General features: G+C 34.5%; 18 protein-coding genes. 11 read left to right on the forward strand and 7 right to left on the reverse strand.

Features of this window, described 5'->3' with window-relative positions; translation table 11 throughout:
* Positions 1–18 precede the first annotated feature (18 nt).
* On the forward strand, positions 19–1,332 hold the full coding sequence (locus tag FFWV33_RS09535; RefSeq protein ID WP_108740701.1) for a dihydrolipoamide acetyltransferase family protein: 1,314 nt from the start codon (positions 19–21) through the stop codon (positions 1,330–1,332).
* A gap of 310 nt (positions 1,333–1,642) precedes the next feature.
* Here FFWV33_RS09535 and FFWV33_RS09540 read toward each other — a convergent pair whose 3' ends face one another.
* Positions 1,643–3,091, reverse strand: coding sequence for an IS1182 family transposase (locus tag FFWV33_RS09540; RefSeq protein ID WP_108739214.1), 1,449 nt, complete (start codon positions 3,089–3,091; stop codon positions 1,643–1,645).
* 345 nt (positions 3,092–3,436) lie between these two features.
* Between FFWV33_RS09540 and FFWV33_RS09545 the strand changes: the two genes are divergently transcribed.
* From FFWV33_RS09545 to FFWV33_RS09590, 10 genes are all read left to right on the forward strand, one after another.
* Positions 3,437–4,207 carry a 3'-5' exonuclease gene (locus tag FFWV33_RS09545; protein ID WP_108740702.1) on the forward strand — a complete coding sequence of 257 codons (771 nt, stop codon included), beginning with the start codon at positions 3,437–3,439 and terminating at the stop codon, positions 4,205–4,207.
* Between the two features lie 102 nt (positions 4,208–4,309).
* Positions 4,310–4,921 carry a fumarylacetoacetate hydrolase family protein gene (locus FFWV33_RS09550; protein WP_108740703.1) on the forward strand — a complete coding sequence of 204 codons (612 nt, stop codon included), beginning with the start codon at positions 4,310–4,312 and terminating at the stop codon, positions 4,919–4,921.
* Positions 4,922–5,269, forward strand: a complete 348-nt coding sequence (locus FFWV33_RS09555) for an Hpt domain-containing protein (protein WP_108740704.1) — start codon at positions 4,922–4,924, stop codon at positions 5,267–5,269.
* Between the two features lie 109 nt (positions 5,270–5,378).
* Positions 5,379–6,629: a CinA family nicotinamide mononucleotide deamidase-related protein gene (locus FFWV33_RS09560; RefSeq protein ID WP_108740705.1), complete on the forward strand. Its 1,251-nt coding sequence runs from the start codon at positions 5,379–5,381 to the stop codon at positions 6,627–6,629.
* Between the two features lie 75 nt (positions 6,630–6,704).
* Positions 6,705–6,941 (forward strand): 50S ribosomal protein L28, encoded by a 237-nt coding sequence (rpmB, locus tag FFWV33_RS09565; protein ID WP_108740706.1) that lies wholly within the window; start codon positions 6,705–6,707, stop codon positions 6,939–6,941.
* 29 nt (positions 6,942–6,970) lie between these two features.
* Positions 6,971–7,153, forward strand: a complete 183-nt coding sequence (gene rpmG, locus FFWV33_RS09570) for a 50S ribosomal protein L33 (protein ID WP_108740707.1) — start codon at positions 6,971–6,973, stop codon at positions 7,151–7,153.
* Positions 7,154–7,230: 77 nt separating this feature from the next.
* A complete protein-coding gene (locus FFWV33_RS09575; RefSeq protein WP_108740708.1) occupies positions 7,231–7,383 on the forward strand; it encodes a DUF4295 domain-containing protein in 153 nt (50 codons plus the stop codon).
* Positions 7,384–7,485: 102 nt separating this feature from the next.
* Complete coding sequence (gene ftsY / locus FFWV33_RS09580; protein WP_108740709.1) at positions 7,486–8,466, forward strand: signal recognition particle-docking protein FtsY; 981 nt, start codon at positions 7,486–7,488, stop codon at positions 8,464–8,466.
* A 634-nt stretch (positions 8,467–9,100) separates the two neighbouring features.
* The gene (locus FFWV33_RS09585) at positions 9,101–9,541 is read left to right on the forward strand and encodes a lipocalin family protein (protein ID WP_108740710.1); all 441 of its coding nucleotides are present in this window, start codon (positions 9,101–9,103) and stop codon (positions 9,539–9,541) included.
* Positions 9,522–9,818 (forward strand): DciA family protein, encoded by a 297-nt coding sequence (locus tag FFWV33_RS09590; RefSeq protein WP_108740711.1) that lies wholly within the window; start codon positions 9,522–9,524, stop codon positions 9,816–9,818. The genes FFWV33_RS09585 and FFWV33_RS09590 overlap by 20 nt, the downstream gene beginning before the upstream one ends.
* Before the next feature lie 264 nt (positions 9,819–10,082).
* Here the strand turns inward: FFWV33_RS09590 and FFWV33_RS09595 are convergent, their stop codons facing one another.
* The 6 genes from FFWV33_RS09595 to FFWV33_RS09620 form a co-directional block, all read right to left on the reverse strand.
* Positions 10,083–10,502 carry a nucleoside-diphosphate kinase gene (locus FFWV33_RS09595; RefSeq protein WP_108740712.1) on the reverse strand — a complete coding sequence of 140 codons (420 nt, stop codon included), beginning with the start codon at positions 10,500–10,502 and terminating at the stop codon, positions 10,083–10,085.
* 68 nt (positions 10,503–10,570) lie between these two features.
* Positions 10,571–12,160, reverse strand: coding sequence for a bacillithiol biosynthesis cysteine-adding enzyme BshC (gene bshC, locus FFWV33_RS09600; protein WP_108740713.1), 1,590 nt, complete (start codon positions 12,158–12,160; stop codon positions 10,571–10,573).
* Positions 12,161–13,050: 890 nt separating this feature from the next.
* A complete protein-coding gene (locus tag FFWV33_RS09605; RefSeq protein ID WP_108740714.1) occupies positions 13,051–14,385 on the reverse strand; it encodes a DUF4302 domain-containing protein in 1,335 nt (444 codons plus the stop codon).
* Between the two features lie 73 nt (positions 14,386–14,458).
* Positions 14,459–15,316 (reverse strand): zinc-binding metallopeptidase, encoded by an 858-nt coding sequence (locus FFWV33_RS09610; protein WP_108742508.1) that lies wholly within the window; start codon positions 15,314–15,316, stop codon positions 14,459–14,461.
* Between the two features lie 11 nt (positions 15,317–15,327).
* Positions 15,328–16,809: a RagB/SusD family nutrient uptake outer membrane protein gene (locus FFWV33_RS09615; protein WP_108740715.1), complete on the reverse strand. Its 1,482-nt coding sequence runs from the start codon at positions 16,807–16,809 to the stop codon at positions 15,328–15,330.
* 9 nt (positions 16,810–16,818) lie between these two features.
* Positions 16,819–20,526: a SusC/RagA family TonB-linked outer membrane protein gene (locus FFWV33_RS09620; protein WP_108740716.1), complete on the reverse strand. Its 3,708-nt coding sequence runs from the start codon at positions 20,524–20,526 to the stop codon at positions 16,819–16,821.
* Between the last annotated feature and the right edge of the window lie 158 nt (positions 20,527–20,684).

The following is a 20,684-nucleotide window of genomic DNA, read 5'->3' on the forward strand; positions in this document are numbered from 1 at the left end:
CTTTTTAGGGGAAATAATATGGCAAGATTTGAATTAAAACTTCCAAAAATGGGAGAAAGCGTCGCAGAAGCAACTATTACAAACTGGATAAAATCTATTGGAGATACTATATCTGCAGATGATATCGTGGTCGAAGTAGCTACAGACAAGGTTGATAATGAAGTTCCAAGTGATGTTTCGGGTATTTTGGTAGAGCAACTTTTTGCCAAAGATGAATTGGTACAAGTAGGGCAAACCATTGCTATTATTGAAACTAGCGAAGAGGGCGAAGCAACTAGCGAAGCAGATAAACAAATCGATCCAGCCATTATCGCTGAGGTAGAAAAAGTTATTGAAGTTGCTAAAGAGTCTGTTTTGACTCCTGCAGATTTTTCAGGAAGTGACAAGTTTTATTCACCTCTAGTCAAAAACATAGCGGCTACCGAAGGTGTTACGTTAGCTGAGTTAGAATTGATAAACGGTACCGGAAAAGACAACCGTGTTACCAAAGACGATATTTTGAACTATGTTCAATCGCGTAGCACCCAAAACGGATCTCAAGTCGTAAATCAGACTGCTCCAAAGGCAAGTCCAGTGGCAGTAATTAAGGAGACACCTCAAGCCGTGCCAGTTTCAATGAATGGCGGAGATGAAATCGTGGAGATGGATCGGATGCGAAAATTGATTTCGGGCTATATGGTCGCTTCAGTTCAAACCTCTGTTCACGTCCAGTCCTTTATCGAAGTTGATGTGACGAACATTGTAAAATGGAGAGATAAAAATAAAACAGAATTTGAAAGAAGAGAAGGCGAGAAGCTGACTTTTACACCTATATTTATGGAGGCGGTTGCCAAAGCGTTGAAAGATTATCCAGGTATGAATGTTTCTGTTGATGGTAATTACATCATCAAAAAGAAAAATATCAACCTTGGTATGGCAGCAGCTTTGCCAAATGGTAACTTGATTGTTCCTGTGATCAAAAATGCAGATCAATTGAATCTTGTTGGGATGGCCAAAGCGGTAAACGATTTGGGGAACAGAGCCAAACAAGGAAAATTAAAGCCAGATGATACCAAAGGTGGTACATATACAGTGACAAACGTAGGTTCGTTTGGGAGTGTGTTTGGTACGCCAATAATCAATCAACCTGAAGTTGGTATTTTGGCTTTGGGAGCGATTAGAAAAGTACCAGCAGTTATAGAGACGCCAGAAGGTGATTTTATAGGTATTCGTCAAAAAATGTTTTTAACGCATAGCTACGACCATCGTGTGATTGATGGCGCGCTAGGCGGAATGTTTGTCAAACGTGTAGCCGAATATTTGGAAGCTTTTGATGCTTCTAGAAATTTTTAATTAGAACAAAATAAAAATACAAACCCTCAAAATAGTTTTAATTTTGAGGGTTTTTTTGTTTCGGTCTCCAACTACTTTTTTGGGCGTAACCGGCAGAAAAAGCCGGTCGGGCTGTACGAGGGCACTGAAAAACATCGCATATTTTGATTATCATCGTTTTTTAGACAATAAAAAAACGCTTGTAACAGGAGTTATATAATCCGTTGCAAGCGTTTTCCTTTTTAATCTTGATTTTTAATGTTGGTTCAATAAGGCTATTTTGAGTTTAGCTAGAGTCATTTTGAGTAATGCAGCAGTAGCTTTCATTTTTCTACATTAATTTGAGTATTCTTTTTAAGTTGACTGCGAAAATTGCTATTGCACCTTGCATTTGCATATTGGTAATGCCATATGATATTGCTCTATCATAACCATGTACATTTTTCAACTCACTATTTTTCGCTTCTATTTTATATCGATGTTTTGCTTTTTCTTTGTAATAGTCAGTTTCTTGAAAGCTGATTTGTTCTTGGTGTAAGTCCGATTTTATCGACACCGAATATGTTTTTGTCTTGGATCCTTCTTTATAACAACCCTCTTTTAAAGAGCAGGTCTTACATTTTTCCACATCAAAATAGTAGGTTTGTATTTGATTGGTTCCAACATTTTTTTTACCTTGGCGAGCCTTTCGTATGGCCATATGACCAGCAGTGCAAACAAATCTATCGGCATCTTTATTATAGTCAAATTTATCTTCGTCTTTTCTAGCTCCTTGTGCTATTGTAACATTTAGTCTGGCTACCACTTTAATATTTTGCTCCCTTGTGAGTTTGAGATTTTCTTTTCCTGTATAAGCTCCATCCCCAATAATAGTATCAACATCAATTCCGTTTTTTTGACTAATCGCTAAAAGTCTAGGTAATTCTGGTCCATCCCCTTTTTCACCTGATGTGACTACAGCCGCTGTAATGATGCGCTCCTCGGTCATAGCTAAGTGAGTCTTATATCCAAAGAAAGAACTATCAGCAGATTTATGACCCGTTTTAGCATCTGCATCTTTTGATAAGGTAAAATTTTCTTGAGTGTCTTCTACAGTTTCTTTGAGTAGATTTAATTTCTCTTTCACAGCTGGAATCGAACTTATTGACGGCTCATTTTCAATGCGTTTTTCCAACTCTTTACAATAAGCAAGTTCCTTCTCTAAGTCATTGTCTGTATTTTTTTCAGGCATATGTTCTTTGAATTCCTGCTCAAAGCTGTATACTGTTTTTCGCAGTAGCTTGGAACGTTCTCTTAATACATCGATGGCTAAAAATGGATTGGATCTTGATAAAGTATGTGTGGCATCAACGATGATAGACTTCGAACGAATAATACCTTTTTCGATAGCAATGGTGACTGTTTTGTTTATCAACAGATTTAATAGGTCGGTATCCTTTAGACGTAGTTTTCTAAATTTTGTTAACGAACTCGGATTGATAACATCGTCTTCTGGATTCATATCCAAAAAATATTTGAAGGACATATCGTATTGAGAACGCTCCACGACATCAATATCGGAAACAGTATAGATTGTTTTAAGTAGTAAATACTTAAACATACGAACGGGACTTTCTGCCATTCGCCCATTATTGGGACAGTACTTATTTAACAACTCATCGTAAATGAATGAAAAATCAATCAAATCATTAATTTTTCTTAATAGATTTTCTTTTGGAACTATTAAATCATACAACGAAGAATACTCGCTGAATTGTATTGTTTGTTGTTGTACTAACATCTAAAAAACACTTATAATTAGATTTAAATATAAGAAAAAAGGAGTAGAAATCCATAGATATCTACTCCTTTTTATGTGTCAATTTATTAGAAAGACTTTTTCAGTGCCCTCGGCTGTACGCTATATCTTTTTTGGGACAGAAAAAGCCCCAAAAAAGGATGCCGCTTCCATCCCTTACGCACTTCCCAACAAGAAGCTACAAAATACAATATATGATTTTCAAAAAGGAGTTGTGATATCAAATAGAGGATTTTATATTCGAACAAATAATAATTAAACTACTCCCAAAACGTCTTATTTTTACATTTTAAAAATTTATATTTGTAGTTCATACAAAAAAATAAAATGGAATTAAAACTCAATAGACCAATTTGCTTTTTCGATCTTGAAACCACAGGAATAGATATCGGAAAAGATAGAATTGTCGAAATATCGATCTTCAAAGTATATCCAAATGGGAATAAAGAAAGTAAAACGTGGTTGGTGAATCCTACGATTCCAATTCCAGCGCAAACAACAGCAGTCCATGGTATCACCGACGAAAAAGTAGCCAACGAACCTACCTTTAATGAACTAGCATCACAAGTGTATAGCATGATCAAGGACAGTGATTTAGGAGGTTTTAACTCGGATCGTTTTGATATTCCATTATTGGCTGAAGAATTGTTGAGAGCCGGAGTAGATTTTGATATGAAAAACCGTGTTTCTGTAGATGTACAAACTATTTTTCATAAAAAAGAAGAGCGTACTTTAAGTGCTGCTTACAAATTTTATTGTGGTCAAAGTCTTGAAAATGCCCATTCGGCAGAAGCAGATACCATGGCGACTTACGAAATCTTGAAAGCACAATTGGATCGTTACGAAGATTTAGAAAACGACACAAAAGCACTTTCAGAATTTTCGACTAGAAAAAAAATAGCCGATTTTGCTGGAATGATAGCTTTCGACAAAGATGGAGAAGAGATTTTTTCATTTGGAAAACACAAAGGAGTCAAAGTAGAAAAAATTCTAGAAACCGAACCTGGATATTTCAGCTGGATTCAGAATGCTGATTTTCCTTTGTATACCAAAAAGGTTTTGACGGCAATAAAACTTAGAAAGTTAAATACTAAATAAAGTTGCTGAGCGCTAAGTTTCTAAGTTGCTGAGTTTTTTGCTTCAACCTACTCAGAAACTTAGCAGCTCAGAAACTCAGCAACTCAGAAACTTAAAAAAAAAATGAAAATAATCTGCATTGGTCGTAATTATACCAAACACATAGAGGAGCTTCAGAACGAGCGTCCAACCGAACCGGTGATTTTCATGAAACCAGATTCGGCAGTGCTTTTAAAACAACATCCGTTTGTGCTTCCTGAATTTTCGAATGATATTCATCACGAAATAGAGTTGATTGTTAAAATTAATAAAGTAGGAAAGTACATTGATGCAAAATTTGCACACAAGTATTATGATGAAATTAGTGTCGGGATTGATTTTACGGCTAGAGATTTACAATCGAAGCTCAAAGAAAAAGGTTTGCCTTGGGAAATAGCCAAAAGCTTTGACGGTTCGGCAGTTATTGGAGAATTTTTACCAAAAAGTCAATTTAGTTCACTAGAAAATATTACATTTGAATTAACTAATAATAATAGTACTGTTCAAAAAGGAAATTCAGAATTTATGTTGTGGAAAATTGATGAAATCATAGCTTATGTTTCGCAGTTTTTTACCTTAAAAATAGGAGATATTATTTTTACAGGAACTCCAGAAGGCGTTGCTGCAGTAAAACCAGATGATGTCTTAGAAGGATTTTTGGAAGGACAGAAACTATTTAGAATCCAAGTAAAATAGATGGCATTACATTACAACCTATCCAAAGTATACGAACTTTCAGATAACGATCAAGATTTTGTAAACGATGTTTTGACATTGTTCGTAACCGAAGTCCCAGAGGACATTGCTCAAATTAAAGAAGGAATAAAAAAGAAAGATCATAAGCATGCGTATGCGTATGCACACAAGATCAAGCCAACGTTAGATTTGCTTGGGTTAAATGTTGCCTTTGAAGAAATTCTTCAAATCGAAGCATGGACCAAAGTAGAGGGCAAGAAAAAAGATATTATTGACACCTTCAAAAGTGTTAAAAAACAAGTAGAAGACGCGATAAAAGAGATCAACAAAGATTTTACTTTGTCTTAATACCCGTTTCTCCCACAATCAAAAATAGATAGGAATTCAACATTTAATGTAGTATTAAGTGTTGAATTTTCTGTGTTTAATATAGTGAACAAAAAAAATATAAAAGAGCATGAAAGCCACCATAGTTACTATTGGAGATGAGATTTTAATTGGTCAAATTGTTGATACAAATTCGGCTTTTATTTCTAAATCATTAGATAAAATCGGAGTCGAAACTCACGAAATGTTGTCTATTAGTGATGACAAACAACACATTCTGGACACCTTTAAAAAGTTGCAAAACAAGGTCGATTTGGTTATCATTACGGGAGGTTTAGGACCAACAAAAGATGATGTAACCAAGAAAACGTTTTGTGATTATTTTGATGATGAGTTAGTTGTAAATCCACAAGTTTTGGCTCATGTTACTGAGTTAATCGAAGGTTTTTATAAACGTCCAATTACGCAAATGAACAAGGATCAAGCTTTGGTGCCATCGCGATGTACTGTGCTTCATAATCAAGTAGGTACGGCACCAGGAATGTGGATTAAAAAAGAAAATACAGTTTTTATCTCCCTGCCGGGCGTGCCTTATGAGATGAAGTATTTGGTAGAGCACGAAATCATTCCGAAAGTAGTAAAAGAGTACAAAAGACCATATATTTTGCACAAGACAATCCTTACCTACGGGCAAGGAGAGAGTATGGTTGCAGAGCGTATTGAACATTGGGAAGATGCTTTACCAGAATTTGTAAAGTTAGCTTACTTGCCAAGTCCTGGACGCGTTCGTTTAAGATTGACGGCGAGAGGTTTGAATAAAGAATTATTAGAGCAAGAAATTGATAAACAAGTCATTTTGTTGGATGCTATTATCAACGATATAATCGTGGGCTATGAAGAAGATCAAACCATTGAGGTAGTGATTGGTTCGATGCTTAAGAAGCAAAAGCTAAGCATTGCAACAGCCGAAAGTTGTACGGGAGGATCTATTGCATCGTTGTTGGCTTCGGTTCCTGGTGCTTCAGGATATTTTAAAGGGAGTGTTGTTTCGTATGCGACTCAAACCAAAATTGATGTTTTGTCGATTCCATCAGCACTTATCGAAGAATTTTCGGTAGTGAGTGCACAAGTGGCAGAAGCTATGGCTTTGAGTGTTAAAAACTTAATGAAAACCGACTACGCCATAGCAACCACGGGCAACGCCGGACCAAGCAAAGGGGATGGAGATGCCGAAATTGGTGCAGTTTTTATTGCTTTGGCTACCCCAACAGGAGTCCTTGTTGAAGAGTTTAACTTTGGACAACCTCGTGAAAAAGTGATAGATAGAGCAGTTTATAAAAGTTTGGAAATGCTTCAAAAAGAAATTATAAAATTTGTGTAGTAAAATTTTGTTTGATACGTTTATTTTTCTTTTCTTTGCACCCTGATTTTGAATAACGATTAAAAGAGATATATAATGTCAAGAGTTTGTGACCTTACAGGTAAAAGAGCGATGGTAGGAAATAACGTTTCTCACGCTATGAATAAAACTAAGAGAAAATTTTCTGTAAACTTAGTTAAGAAGCGTTTTTATCTTCCAGAAGAAGATAGATGGATTACTCTTAGAGTAGCAGCATCTACGGTAAAAACAATTAATAAAAATGGAATTTCTGCTGTTTTGAAAAAAGCACAGGCACAAGGATTTATCAAATAATCTTTTTCCAATACTAAACATAGAGCAAGATGGCAAAGAAAGGTAATAGAATTCAAGTTATTTTAGAATGTACAGAACACAAAACAACTGGTGTTGCAGGTACTTCTAGATACATTACGACTAAGAACAAAAAAAATACTCCAGACAGATTAGAGATTAAAAAATTTAATCCGGTTTTGAAAAGAGTAACTGTTCACAAAGAAATCAAGTAATAATTAGAGATTAATAAAATAAGCAATGGTTTTCCATTAGCGTTTTATAAAAATTTCAAATAAACAAATAATTAGACATGGCAAAGAAAACAGTAGCATCCTTGCAAACAGCTTCTAAGAGATTATCAAAAGCCATCAAAATGGTGAAATCTCCAAAGACTGGCGCTTATACTTTCGTAGAAACTATTTTAGCTCCTGAGTTAGTTGATGAGTTCTTGAAAAAGAAGTAATCAGAAACACATTATATAAAAAAGCTACTTTCTATCGGAAGTAGCTTTTTTATTTTTATCTTTATCCAGAGTTATTGCATACCAATTTAGTACAATTCTATTATGAGTTTTTTTAAGAGAATTTTTTCATCGGATAAAAAAGACCAAAGTCTTACCGAGCAAGAAAAAGTAGTGTTAGACAAAGGGTTAGAGAAATCTAAAAGTTCCTTTTTTACAAAGTTAACCAAAGCTGTTGCTGGAAAAGCAAAAGTGGATGACGATGTATTGGATAATTTGGAAGAGATATTAGTTGCTTCAGATGTAGGTGTAAATACCACATTGAAGATTATTACTCGTATTGAAAAACGAGTAGCCGAAGATAAGTATCTAGGTACTGATGAACTGAATCGTATTTTGCAAGAAGAAATTGCAGGATTATTGTCTGAAACCAATTCTGGCGAAGGAACGCAATTTTCTATTCCAGTTCAAACTAAACCGTATGTATTAATGGTTGTGGGAGTTAATGGAGTGGGGAAGACGACTACAATAGGTAAACTAGCGTATCAATTTAAAAAAGCCGGTCATTCAGTTGTATTGGGTGCAGCAGATACGTTTAGAGCAGCAGCAATAGATCAATTACAAATTTGGGCAGATCGTGTTGGTGTACCTATCGTGCGTCAAGACATGGGTAGTGATCCTGCATCAGTAGCATTTGATACCTTGCAATCTGCAGTGGCTCAAAATGCTGATATTGTTATTATTGATACAGCCGGACGTTTACATAATAAAGTGAATTTGATGAACGAACTTTCAAAAGTAAAACGTGTGATGCAAAAAGTGGTTGCAGACGCACCTCATGATGTAATGCTAGTTTTGGATGGTTCTACAGGTCAAAATGCTTTTGAGCAAGCGAAGCAGTTTACTGCAGCTACAGAGGTAACTTGTCTAGCCGTAACCAAACTTGATGGTACTGCAAAAGGTGGTGTTGTAATCGGAATATCAGATCAATTTCAAATTCCAGTAAAGTATATTGGAGTAGGAGAAGGTATTGAAGATCTTCAAGTTTTCAATAAATATGAGTTTGTAGATAGTTTCTTTAAATAATAGACATGGATTTTTTAAAAAATTTAAGTTCTTTGAACTTTTACATGATAAGTATTCTTTGTTTTGTAGGTGCCAATATAATGCGTTCTAAGAGCGTAGAATTATGTTATTTACTAATAGTTGTAGGTGTATTGTGTTTCGTTTTTGGACTTAGTAAAAGAATAAAAAAGAGTTAAAGCAGTTTATACTACTGTGTAATAAGCCATTTAAAAATATAGTTTAACCGTGTTAGCGCTATTTTTAAATGGTTTTTTTATGTCTTGTTCATACGGTTATTGTTTATGTTGCAGGGGTTTGATGCTCTTTATTCTAGACCGTATAGCGTATTAAATGTGAGGTATAAGGTAGTCTAATATCTGTTGGTGAATTAAATATCCTATATTTAATTTTGGTTTAATTTGAAAGTAAGGCTTGTTTAAGTATTCTTTAAAAATTTTATAAAAGCTGTAAAATCGGATATAGATGAAGGAAAATGTAGTTTAAATTTTTTACCGTCTTTTGAGATTATTCCTTTCAAATGGGGTTATAAAGAGTAACTTTGCACAAGACAAAAATAGGTTGTTTTATTCCTGATTCCGCGGCTTAAGAGTTATAGAAACTCGGGATTACAAATAGGGTTCAAAAATAAATAGTTATGAAAAATGTATTAAAATTAGCAATTGTTGCTTTAATGTTTGTGGGTTGTAAGCAAAAAATTGAACCTGCTGATGTGGCTAAATTAAATGGATATTGGGAAATTGAAAAAGTAGAAATGCCAGATAGTGAGGATAAAGATTATAAAATAAATGAGCACTATGATTTTTTTGCCATGAAAAATAATGAAGGTATTCGTAAAAAGGTGATGCCACAATTGGATGGGACTTTTATTGTAAACGATACCTACGAAAATGTTTTGGTTCGTTTCGAAAAAGAAAAAGCATTCTTGGATTATTCTACAGATTTTTCAAAATGGTCTGAGGAGTTAGTCGAATTGACTGATGAGGAACTGGTAGTAAAAAATGCAGAGAACAAAGAGTATCATTATAAAAAAACGGGACCTATAAACTTAACTGGAAATGGCAAAAAGACTAAATAATCAAAGTACAGTAGGTGATGTTTTAAAACGAATTATCGAAGGGAACAAGTTACAACCAGGAATGGATCAAATCAATGTACGTGAGGCTTGGGGAAACTTAATGGGGAACGGAGTAAATAGTTATACCCAAAATGTGGCGTTGCGCAATAGTACTTTGTATGTAGAACTTACTTCGTCTGTGTTGCGTGAAGAATTGAGCCTTGGAAAATCAAAAATTATCAAGATGATTAATGATGAATTGGGTAGAGAGGTAATTACCAATGTAGTGCTTCGTTAGTTTTTAGTTTCAGTTGTTGTAATACTAATACTATTTATAAAACAGTCCTATTGTCAGTTCGAGCGCAGTCGAGAACCACTATTGCATCTCGACTGCGCTCGATGAGACAAAAATTAGAATGGACTATATTCTACTTATGCTTGTTATAATTCAATAAACATTAAGTAAGATTGAAAGCAAAAAAAAATCCTGCTTGTGTAAACAAACAGGATTTTTTTTATGTGTTTCTGTGACTGAAAACTGCCACTAGACTGAATGCTGATATTAGAACTGCTCTCTTCCAGAAAAATGGAAAGCACCTTCGATAGCTGCATTTTCATCACTGTCAGATCCGTGAACTGCATTTTCTCCCATTGAAGTTGCATATTTTTTACGGATAGTTCCTTCTGCTGCATCTGCAGGGTTAGTTGCTCCAATAAGTGTTCTGAAATCGGCAACTGCATTTTCTTTTTCTAAAATAGCTGCTACAATTGGTCCGCTTGACATGAAGTTAACTAATTCTCCGTAGAAAGGGCGTTCTGCATGCACTTCATAAAAAGCTTGTGCATCTGCTACAGTAAGTTGTGTTAATTTTAAAGATACAATTTTGAAACCTGCGTTTGTAATCATCGCAAGGATGTTTCCGATGTGTCCATTTGCTACTGCATCTGGCTTAATCATTGTAAAAGTTCTATTCGTTGTCATTTTAATTATGTTTTATTTCGGGTAAAATTAGTTATTTTTTTGTAGAAAAACCTTTTGTTTGTGATATTTTAGAAACTAATAACCTCAAAGTTTTGTTCCAAAGGTTTTAAACGATCTATAATGGTTGGTATTAATTGAGGACCTTGTTCCAAATAGAATTCCGAAAAGTTATTTTGGCGTTCCTGCAAGCTTTTGTTCGGGAAAAGTTCGTTTTGCAAATCAGTAGCGCGCTCCAATTGATCTTTTAGTTTTCGTTTTTGTGCTTTTAATAATCGTTTTTCTAAATTATCCAATCCTTTTAATTGTTTTGTTTCCTGTGCTTTTACAGCGCCAGTGAACGACTCGTCAGTTTGTTTTGCAATATCATGGAGTAGTGCAAATTGCTTTTGCAGCTGTTCTCTTTGTGGTGTTAAATCGATAGAGAAAGAAGATAGCTTATGGGTCAGTTTATTCTCTAATTGATTTTGTTTCGAAAATAAGTCTTCCCAACTTAGTTGTAGCTTGTCGGCTTTTGAAACTTGCTTTTCAGTAGCTAACAGTACAGAATTGCGAACTAGTAACATAGGAAATGTAACATTTACTGCGTCAAAAAAAGCTTTTAGCTCCAACCAATAGGCTATTTCACCTCCTCCGCCAATGTAGCACAGGTTAGGTAAAATTACTTCTTGATAAAGCGGACGCATAATCACATTTGGACTAAATTTTTCTGGATTGCTTTCGACCAAAGCCAAAATCTCTTCTTTTGAAAAAATTAGGTCGGTATTGTTTACTTTGTATTTTTCATTTTCGAAAATGATACGTTCTCGTACAGTATCTTCGATATAAAATAAATTAATCTCTCTAGGATTTACTTGAATAGTGTAATCAGACAGTTTTTTGATGGTTTCGGTAACTACGGCGAAGGAGGTTTGTGCTGTTAATTCGTTTTTAATGTAGGGTGCAAAAAACTTTTTTAAATCTTGATTGTCGGCGTCAATGATTACTAATCCATATTCACCAAACAAGGTGTTGGCCAAATGCCTAGTGGCATCGGCTAGGGTAGCGTGTTGTAAATAGGCCTCTTCAAATATTGTTTTTAATGCATTTGCATTTTTTGTTTGCCCTAGTTCGAGTGCAAATATTTCGAAAAAAGCATCAAGTCCTTCGGTGCTTAACCTTCCAACAGGTCCCGTACTTTGGGTATTCCAACGAAATTTTTTTCCTTTAAAATTGAAATAGTTTATTTCGTCAAAATCATGATCTTCTGTCGCCATCCAATAAACTGGCACAAAGTTGTATTCTGGGTGTTTAGCCTTTAGTTCTTTAGTTAAGTTTATTGTAGATATTATTTTATACAAAAAATATAACGGACCACTAAATAGGTTTAGTTGATGTCCCGTTGTAACTGTGTAGGTATTTTGAGTGCCAAGTGAAGCAATATTCTGGTGTGTTAGACTAGATACAGTACTATTTGTGTATTGTTGCTGTAGCACACTCACTAAAGTTGATCTTGAGCTATGATCGAAATTTTGTTCTTTTTCTAGAATTTGTTTTTCAAAATTTTCTAGAGTAGGGAAGTGATTGTAGAGTGGACTAAGAGTTGATTTTTGGTTCAGGTAGTCTTGCATTAAAGTGCTGAAATATCCTGAATTTTGATAGCTAATACAGTCGGTTGGCATGTGGATGGTTCTAAATTTAATGTAAAAATAAGAAAAGATACGGTAACCTTGATTAGTTTATGAAACCTTTAGGAAATGTTCTATTATATTGATCACATCAATCTAGTACGAATAAAAAAAGGTCACTCAAAAAAATGAGCAACCTTGTGAAAATTATTCGTATAAAATTAAAGAAAGTTAGGAAGAATTTAGTCTACATGCTCTAGAGTATAACTTACCTAGCTCGATTTATCTACTGTTTAAAAGGAGGAACTTGTGAGTTAGTTAAGAAAAAGAAAACCAGTAATAGGCCTCCGAATATCAACATCCTCACAACAGACTCTTTAACTTGAGTGGTGCCATTAATTTTATCTTCCTTTTTCTTTTTGAATAAATCATAAATAGCAAAAGCTGCTGCCAAAGGTAAAAACAGGTACACAAATTTTGTAGAATATTCAGGATATATCCTATTCACAAATAAATAGTAGGACGAGTGTTAGTGGGAAAATAGATCTCAGAGGAAAGTATTGCTTTATCATAGTATATAATAATTTAGAGTTGTATTTATTCGTTTTTATTGTTTATACAATGAGTGGGAGATAGTTTTTGTGAAAAAAAAGCAATTTAAAAGTTAAGTACCAAAAATGGTAATAAATGTTGATTTGATAATTTTATCGTATTGAAAACGAGTATTTAATAAATTTTTTCGTGTGTTTATATTTACTTTTAATCTAAGTCAAAAATAAAATATAAAAAAGAATTAACCTACTTTTTTATTGATTATTTTTAATTTTTTCAAGGATAGTTTTATTCCTTTTTGAGGGGTATAAAAAGTCATATAAAAAAAGGTTGCTCAAAAAAATGAGTAACCTTTTAGGATTGAATTAGTAAGTCAAAAAATCAAATATTGTTTACCTTTTCCAAGTAGTCATTCTGAATGAACTTGAAGCACTTGTGAAGGTATAAACAGTATTGCTATATACTATTCTGAAGTTTTCTTTTTTTACATAAATACCTTTTGTATCTAATAATTGTTTGTCAAAACCAGCCAAATACGATGGAGATGTAGTAAAACCTCCGCTCCAGCGGTCGTGGCCAAGAATTAAAGTTTTGTTCGCAGCATCTTCTTTTACTGTTATATAATGAAAGATGGCACCTCGACCATTAAAGGTGTAATAAATAAAGTTTCCTAAAGAATGGTTTAAATACAATTCTACACCTGAAATTGATTGTCCAGAAGGTAAACCAGCATTTATCTTATCTATTTCTGCTTTAAATAATGCTGAATTTGTTGGGGCGTCAGCCGTAACATCATCATCATAATATGAAAAGCGCGTGTATGGTTGTCCAGTTAATAAGGCCTTGTAGTCGTCAGTAAGTACCAAAGGTTTGTTAGAATATTTAATAGAAGCCGTTACACCATCTGCTGCGGCATTAAAATTTCCAGTTGTGGCATCGTATGTAAAGTCCGTTAAAGTTTTTGTTCCAACTTTTACGGGAGGACTTACTTTTATTCCTGTTGCAGTATAGGCAATACCTACATTGCTTGTCTTTGAAGATCCTGCTTCGATAGAGTTTGATGTAGCATATCGAGTTGCTTCAGTGTAAGTAAAGTCATATTGACTAACCTTTGCCCCATCATTGGTTTCTAAAAGTCGAAATAATGGTCGCGTACTAGCGCCTGATACATTTGGAATCATAAGTCTAGCTTTTGCCAGATCGGTCCAATCTGAAGCCTTAGCTTTTACAAAACGTAATTCTTTAAATGATCTGTTGGTTTTGAAAACAATATCACCGTTATCTTGACCATAATATAAGAATTGAAAATCACCTAGGTATCCTTTTCCTCGCAAAGATGATATAGGGTAATTGTCAGAATCAGATAATAGATGAATTCTGTTTTTTGTTGTAAACAACAAACTTACTGTACTACCTATTGCAATGCTGTACTCACTTGAATAAACAGAAGTATCATCATCAAAATCAGATGCCATATCTACTTTTCCGTCTTTAAATTTAAAAACATGAGTAAAGCCACCTAATTGCGTAGTGTCGGTATAATAAATAGCTTTCCAACCAAACTCTGAAGATTCTAATAAATTGTTTAGAACTTCCTTTTGAGCATTTAATCGCTCTGTTGGAGTAGCATTAAAAGGGGATTCTACAGATTCCTTGTTGTCACAAGAAACCACTTGCAGTGCTAAAATAGCAAGGAGTAGAACTTTAAAAATATTTTTTAGTTTCATGCTAATAATGTATTAAGTTATATAAAATAATTTTTAAAGAGCCTTATTTCTAAAGCTCTTTAGTTTGCTTATACTATTTGATGACTGCTAGTGTGTTTTTTTGCGCTTCATCTCTCAAAGCATACAAATCAATCCCAAATGCATCTTTATAATACTTTACAACGATCGCCTCTTTTGCTTTAATCGCTGCCAAAGCAGTTGGACTCACAATTGATGCTAGAATGGCTGCGTATTCTGTCTTTGAACTAATCAAAATGGTTGAAGCTGTCTCTGCAAAATCTTCGTTTATATTTGATTTTGCATATGCAGTAAGAAATCCTTCTTCTAGTGCGACAGCATCAGTGGTGTTGTACCAAGCAGAGCTATAGCCACTAGGAGTAATCAAAGCCATCGATTTTTCGTCAAATGGTTTAGTTTGATTTAAGATGTGAATGTACTCGTGCTGGATTGTGTGAATAAAGCGATTTACTTGTGCCTTGTCTTTTACATTGATATAATCTGTGTTGAAGAAAGTAATTCTTTTTCCACCTTCAGCCAAACCAAGCGTAATAGTACCCGTTGTATTCAAGTTGATACCTCCAACTAGTACAAATTCTCTAGGTGCAATTACCTTTACAAAATCAGGTCCTGCTACTGTTTTGTAACTATCCAACCAGATTTTTTGAATAATCTCAAGTACTGGTTGTACTTTTGTTTGTAGGGGAGGAAACAAGAAACGATTGTTGTCTACTGCATTCTGGTTCCATTTGTATTGCACATTTATGTTGTACGGAATCAAATAGTTGGTATCGATCCAAGTGTCAAGAGCGGTCTTTTGTGGTATAGATAGATCCAGTTGACTTTCGGTTATAGGTGCATCATGTGAGCATGCTCCTAGTAGTATTACGGCCGATAAGGTTACTATATTTTTGTATTGATTAAATATTTTCATAGCTATCATTTTTAAATTGGATTTTTTTCAATTCCTGTATTCGTAGCGTGTAATGGGATTTGGATCGCTCTACGTAAATCATTTTTCTTCAGTATGCGTGAAGGTTCGTTGTAGACTTTGTGTGTTACTACATAATTGAAGCGTTTGATATCAAACCATCTCAAACCTTCGTGAATGAACTCAATTCTTCTAAGTTCTGCTACCGCTTTGATATACGAAGTTTGAACAGGAGTCAAAGTGTAAAAAGGAGTGTACTCATCTGCAATTACAGGATACTTAGCAACAATTTTTGCTTGAGTAACAACATCTGTAGTGGCATTGTACCCCGTGGTACGCGTAGATAAGAAATACTGAATTTCAGTATTAGCCAAATCAAACTCACTTTTCATTATGTGAGCTTCGATCTTGTTAAAAAACAATTCCTCATTACCAAGTAAAACATTGGCCACATACGGTTGACCGATTCCTGCGTTAGCATTAGTAATTTTGAAATATTCCGAAGTTTTAGGCAAAAAGATAGAAATAGAACCATTGCTAGAAAAACTACCGTATAGCCAAGACTTGTTGAATAAATTGGTTGCGCTACCAAAAAACACATCTCTATCTGCACCTGTCAAAGCAAATCGATTGCTTCTAATAGTTCGATTATAAGTTGAGTAAGGTGAAGAGATTAAAAGATTAGTAGTTTCAGATGCATCAGCATAAATTCTAAATTGTGCAGTTGTGTTAAGTGCATTATTCTTCACTAGATCTCTCAGCTTGCCAATAGGTTGAATGCTCAAATCGTCGCTATACAACAAAACTTTGTCCCAGTCTCCTTTTACAAGATAGAATCGACTTGCAAAAGCCTTCGCGGCAGCTTTGTTGAAGTGAAATTTTACTTGTGTATAGTCACTTCCTACATGTTTTAGACCTTCTACAATATCTTTTTCAAGTAAGTCATACACTTCAGCCATTGTATTACGCTTGTACGTTTTAAGTAAAACCGTTTCTGGTTCTAATAAATAAGGAATACCCAAATCAGTCGCAGCTGTTGCAGGATTGTAGCGTTGACCAAATACACTTGCAAGCATAAAGTGAGAGTAGGCACGTGCAATTAATGCTTCACCCAGTTGTGGGTTTAAATTTGCTGGTCGACCTAGTTTGTCAATTGCTTCAATTGCTTGGTTGGCATGTGAAATGGCAGTATAACAAGCATCCCAATAATAAGCAGGGGTGTCTTGATCAATTTTTTCTGCCATTTGCCAAAAGTAATTTTGACTATTTTTTATGGTAGTTCCAGATAAGTTTTGACTTTCTCCTACGTTATCGGTCATGGTTTCCAAAAACTCCATATAGCTACCACCAGGATAGGCGTTAACCAAGATTTCGGAGATTTTGTCAGGAGTGTTTAACTGTGTTCTGTTGTCTGGTATTTCAGATAGAAAATCTTCGCAACTGCTGCTTAGGCCTAGCAGTGCAATAAGTGCTACTGTTATTTTTATATTTCTCATGTCTTTTTATTAAAATGATACGTTAATAGAGAAGGTGTATTGACTTGTGATTGGTTGTGAAACTCCACCACTTCTGTAAAATTCAGGATCTTGTCCGTTTAATCTTTTATCAGAATAAATTAACAATGGATTTGCAGTAGAACCTTTTAAAGTAAATACGTTAACTCCTAATTTTTTCTTCAAATCTTTTGGGAACTCATAACTGATAGATACATTTTTTAATCTTACAAAACTTCCGTCTGCAACTCGTACATCTGAGAAGTTATAAGCGTTGTAAGCTCTTGTTAAATCTTTTGATTCAGAGGCGTAGTTTGCTACCAATCGTTGATCTGCAATAACAGGAATGTTGGTTAAAGCTTCATCACCTGCATTGATCCATCTGTTGGTAAACTCTTTTGTGAATACTTTTAAATCATCATATTTATCTGAATAGATTGGGTTCAAACGTACTTTGTTTCCGCCAGATGCTACAATAAATATATTTAATGACCAGTTGTCATATGTAAATGTGTTTGAAATACCAGCTGATTTATTAGGCTCGATAGATCCTTCATATTTTAAGTATTTGGTCACATCATTTGAATCCTGAAAGTTTGCTCCTGCAATTTTATCATCTTGACCATCTGCCATAACAAATGTTGGAAGACCTTGGGTATTCAATCCCGTAAATTGGTAAGAGTACAAAGCATTTCTAGGATGTCCAAGTGTATTTCCTCCAGTACCATTAACTAAACCTAGAACTTCTGGGTTGTTTTGTAGCTTGGTAATTTTTTGATTGTATACAGATAAATTCAAAGTAGTGGACCATTTCAATCTTGTATCACGCAAATTTTTGGTAGTCAAGGACATTTCGATACCTTTAGTTTCCATATTAGCATTATTACCTTGTTTGATTTTTTGACCACCAACACCTGATGTAGTTACAAAATCTACAAGATCAAAAGCTTTTCTGCTATAAACATCAGTTGTAAACTGGATTCTATTATTGAACAAGCCTAAATCCAAACCAATATTAGTTTCGAATTGTTTCTCCCAAGTCAAATCAGAGTTTTGAAGTTGGTCAATATTCAGACCAGTTTCTCTATCAGCAAGATTTAAACGATCTGCAATGAAACTTTTGTAGATAGCCAAAGAGTTGGTAGCAGGTCCTGCAGTTGCAGTTAAACCATAAGATCCACGTAATCCTAAGTTACTAATGCTTTCGATGTTTTTCAAGAATTTTTCTTCTTTAGCATTCCATTTTCCACTGAAGGTATAAGTTGGTAACCATCTTGACGCATTACTATTTCCTTGTCTGTTTGAACCATCATAACGACCTGTAACAGATCCTGTATAACGGCGGTCATACGTATAACCAACTTTTCCGAAAAGTCCAACTGTACGCTCTCTCTCAGTATTAAAGGCATAGTACGATTCTCCCCCATTAATTAACTTTTCTAGAATTCTAGGATCTGTAAAAGCAGTTAATCCTCTATCATATTGTAAACCGTAAGCAGTAAAGTTATTACTGTTTCTATCTACGTAACGTAATTCTGTACCAAACAAAGCATCTACTTCATGTTTGCTAGCGATAACATTTTTGTAGCTAAAACTGTTTCTTACATTGTAAGACGTCAAGTCATTTGTAAAGCTTCTTAAAATTCCGCCATTTGGTAAAACAGAAACTTTAGGCGCTGTTAAATCATCTGGATTTTGGTACAAGAAGATATTAGCATCTCTTACAATAGTAGTTTCTTGTGCATTGTGTGCACCTACGATATTTGATCCTTCTAGAATGTTGTGCTCTCTAGTAGTATTTGCAAAACGTGCGTTTGTTGTAAAATTGTACGTTAAATGCTTATTGATTTTATAACTCAAATCAGCTTGAAAACGAATATCTTTTACTTTGATATCCATATAATTATTTTCAAGTTCATTAAGGATGTTTACAGGAGCCCAGTTGTTTCTGTAATATTCAAGGTTTCCATTGTCATCATAAGGACGCAATGTTCTACTTGTATTTAATACATAGTTGAATGGATTAATATCAAAATCTCTAGTAGTGCTACCAGTTACACCATCTTTCAAGCTATCATAACTACCAGGAGCAGATTGATCTCTCACAGAGGCTTGTGTAGAAAGTGTTAAGCTTAATTTATCATTCAGGAAAAAGGTGTTTTTGATGTTAGTTGTAATTTGACTTACACCATCAGCTATAGTCCATCCTGGATCATTGTAAAATCCTAAAGAGGCAAAGTAAGCGTTGTTTTGTCCACCACCAGAAAAACTTAACGAGTGGTTTTGAGTTATTGATGGTCTAAACAAAGCACCAAACCAATCCGTATTAGCCAATTCATATTTCTTTAAGAAAGCATTTCTACTTGGAGCATCATTTTTAACACCATACTGTCCGCTAGTAGCATCGTAGGTATTGATTTGATTTGAAAGAATATTGTAAACCCCACCGTAACGACCTTGTGCGGTATCAGGTAATTCAAGAAAACCTTTCGCTTTAATTTCTTGCAAGATACTCATCGTCTCTTGAGAATTTAAAATATCGTATTGGCTGTAATTTGGAACCAATCTAGCTGTTTGCTCCAAAGAGTAGGATACAGAAAGCGGTGATTCACGTCTACCTTGCTTTGTAGTTACAACTACAACACCATTCAAAGATCTAGATCCGTAGATAGAAGTTGCAGAAGCATCTTTTAATACCTCAATACTCAAAACGTCATTTGGATTCAAACCTGCGATAGATGAACTTAATAAAGTTGCAGAATTCCCTGAAGCCAAATCTGCAAATGATAAGTTTACAATGTCTTCTTGAACGATTCCGTCAATTACCCATAATGGTTTTGTATCTCCAAAGATAGAAGATGATCCACGGACTGTGATTTTTGGTGCAGTACCAAATGTTCCTGTAACGTTTTGTACGGTAACACCGGCTGCTTTACCTTCGATCATTCTACTAATATCAACAACACCTTCTACTAATAAATCTTTACCTGAAATTTTACTAACCGCTCCAGTAAAGGTTCTTTTTGAAGTTTTTTCATAACCAGTTGTTACTACTACCTCGTCTAACGCTTGACCAGACTCGTTCATAATAATTGTAAGGTTACTAGATTTGGCTGTAACCTCTTGCGTTTCCATACCAATGTATGAAATAACTAGTCTAGAAGTGTTTGACGGCACAGTAATTGTAAAATTTCCATCAATATCTGTAAGTACTGCTGTCTTAGTTCCTTTTATTAATACAGTTGCACCAGGTAAAGGGAATCCTTTTTCATCAAGAACTTTTCCTTTTACGGTAATAGCTACAGCTGTAAAATCGATAAGTGAAGTACTGCTAGCCCACGCATCTGATTTGGAAGCAATTTTATTTTGTAAAACAATTTGGTTGCTTACTTCAGAATATTTAATGTTCAGTGGTTCTAAAATTGAACTTAATATGGACGAAAGCATTTCATCTGTTGCGTTAATAGTAACGACTTGATTCAGTTGACTGATTCTAGAATTATAAGAAAATCGGACATTAGAAGCTTTTTCTAATTTTGCTAGAGCATTGGATAATGTCATATTATTGATACTAAGAGTCACCTTAGTATCTAGTTTCTTCTGTCCCTTGACGCTATTTGCCAGGGTAACAGTTGAGAAGACAACAGCCAAAAGCAATTGAAATAATGTTATTTTCATGATTCGATAGAATAATCGTTGTTGGACAACAAGTTTTTTCATAATTTTGGATTGTTTTTAATTGATACTTTTTATCGGGTATTTTGAAACTACTTTGATCGCTTTTTACAGAAAGCAATCTTCTTAATTAAAGCGTCGATCATGTTACAGCATTTTCGACGTTTTTTTTTACTAATAATCTACTACATAGGCAATTTTAA

This window comes from Flavobacterium faecale (assembly GCF_003076455.1).
GTDB lineage: Bacteria > Bacteroidota > Bacteroidia > Flavobacteriales > Flavobacteriaceae > Flavobacterium > Flavobacterium faecale.

Excerpts from the sequence above, each read along its gene's own strand:
- ftsY (WP_108740709.1), top strand. The coding sequence starts at position 7,486 with ATGAGTTTTTTTAAGAGAATTTTTTCATCGGATAAAAAAGACCAAAGT.
- FFWV33_RS09595 (WP_108740712.1), bottom strand. The coding sequence starts at position 10,502 with ATGACAACGAATAGAACTTTTACAATGATTAAGCCAGATGCAGTAGCA.
- FFWV33_RS09540 (WP_108739214.1), bottom strand. The coding sequence starts at position 3,091 with ATGTTAGTACAACAACAAACAATACAATTCAGCGAGTATTCTTCGTTG.
- rpmB (WP_108740706.1), top strand. The coding sequence starts at position 6,705 with ATGTCAAGAGTTTGTGACCTTACAGGTAAAAGAGCGATGGTAGGAAAT.
- rpmG (WP_108740707.1), top strand. The coding sequence starts at position 6,971 with ATGGCAAAGAAAGGTAATAGAATTCAAGTTATTTTAGAATGTACAGAA.
- FFWV33_RS09610 (WP_108742508.1), bottom strand. The coding sequence starts at position 15,316 with ATGAAAATATTTAATCAATACAAAAATATAGTAACCTTATCGGCCGTA.
- FFWV33_RS09620 (WP_108740716.1), bottom strand. The coding sequence starts at position 20,526 with ATGAAAAAACTTGTTGTCCAACAACGATTATTCTATCGAATCATGAAA.
- bshC (WP_108740713.1), bottom strand. The coding sequence starts at position 12,160 with ATGCCAACCGACTGTATTAGCTATCAAAATTCAGGATATTTCAGCACT.
- FFWV33_RS09605 (WP_108740714.1), bottom strand. The coding sequence starts at position 14,385 with ATGAAACTAAAAAATATTTTTAAAGTTCTACTCCTTGCTATTTTAGCA.
- FFWV33_RS09615 (WP_108740715.1), bottom strand. The coding sequence starts at position 16,809 with ATGAGAAATATAAAAATAACAGTAGCACTTATTGCACTGCTAGGCCTA.
- FFWV33_RS09585 (WP_108740710.1), top strand. The coding sequence starts at position 9,101 with ATGAAAAATGTATTAAAATTAGCAATTGTTGCTTTAATGTTTGTGGGT.
- FFWV33_RS09550 (WP_108740703.1), top strand. The coding sequence starts at position 4,310 with ATGAAAATAATCTGCATTGGTCGTAATTATACCAAACACATAGAGGAG.
- FFWV33_RS09575 (WP_108740708.1), top strand. The coding sequence starts at position 7,231 with ATGGCAAAGAAAACAGTAGCATCCTTGCAAACAGCTTCTAAGAGATTA.
- FFWV33_RS09555 (WP_108740704.1), top strand. The coding sequence starts at position 4,922 with ATGGCATTACATTACAACCTATCCAAAGTATACGAACTTTCAGATAAC.
- FFWV33_RS09560 (WP_108740705.1), top strand. The coding sequence starts at position 5,379 with ATGAAAGCCACCATAGTTACTATTGGAGATGAGATTTTAATTGGTCAA.
- FFWV33_RS09535 (WP_108740701.1), top strand. The coding sequence starts at position 19 with ATGGCAAGATTTGAATTAAAACTTCCAAAAATGGGAGAAAGCGTCGCA.
- FFWV33_RS09545 (WP_108740702.1), top strand. The coding sequence starts at position 3,437 with ATGGAATTAAAACTCAATAGACCAATTTGCTTTTTCGATCTTGAAACC.
- FFWV33_RS09590 (WP_108740711.1), top strand. The coding sequence starts at position 9,522 with ATGGCAAAAAGACTAAATAATCAAAGTACAGTAGGTGATGTTTTAAAA.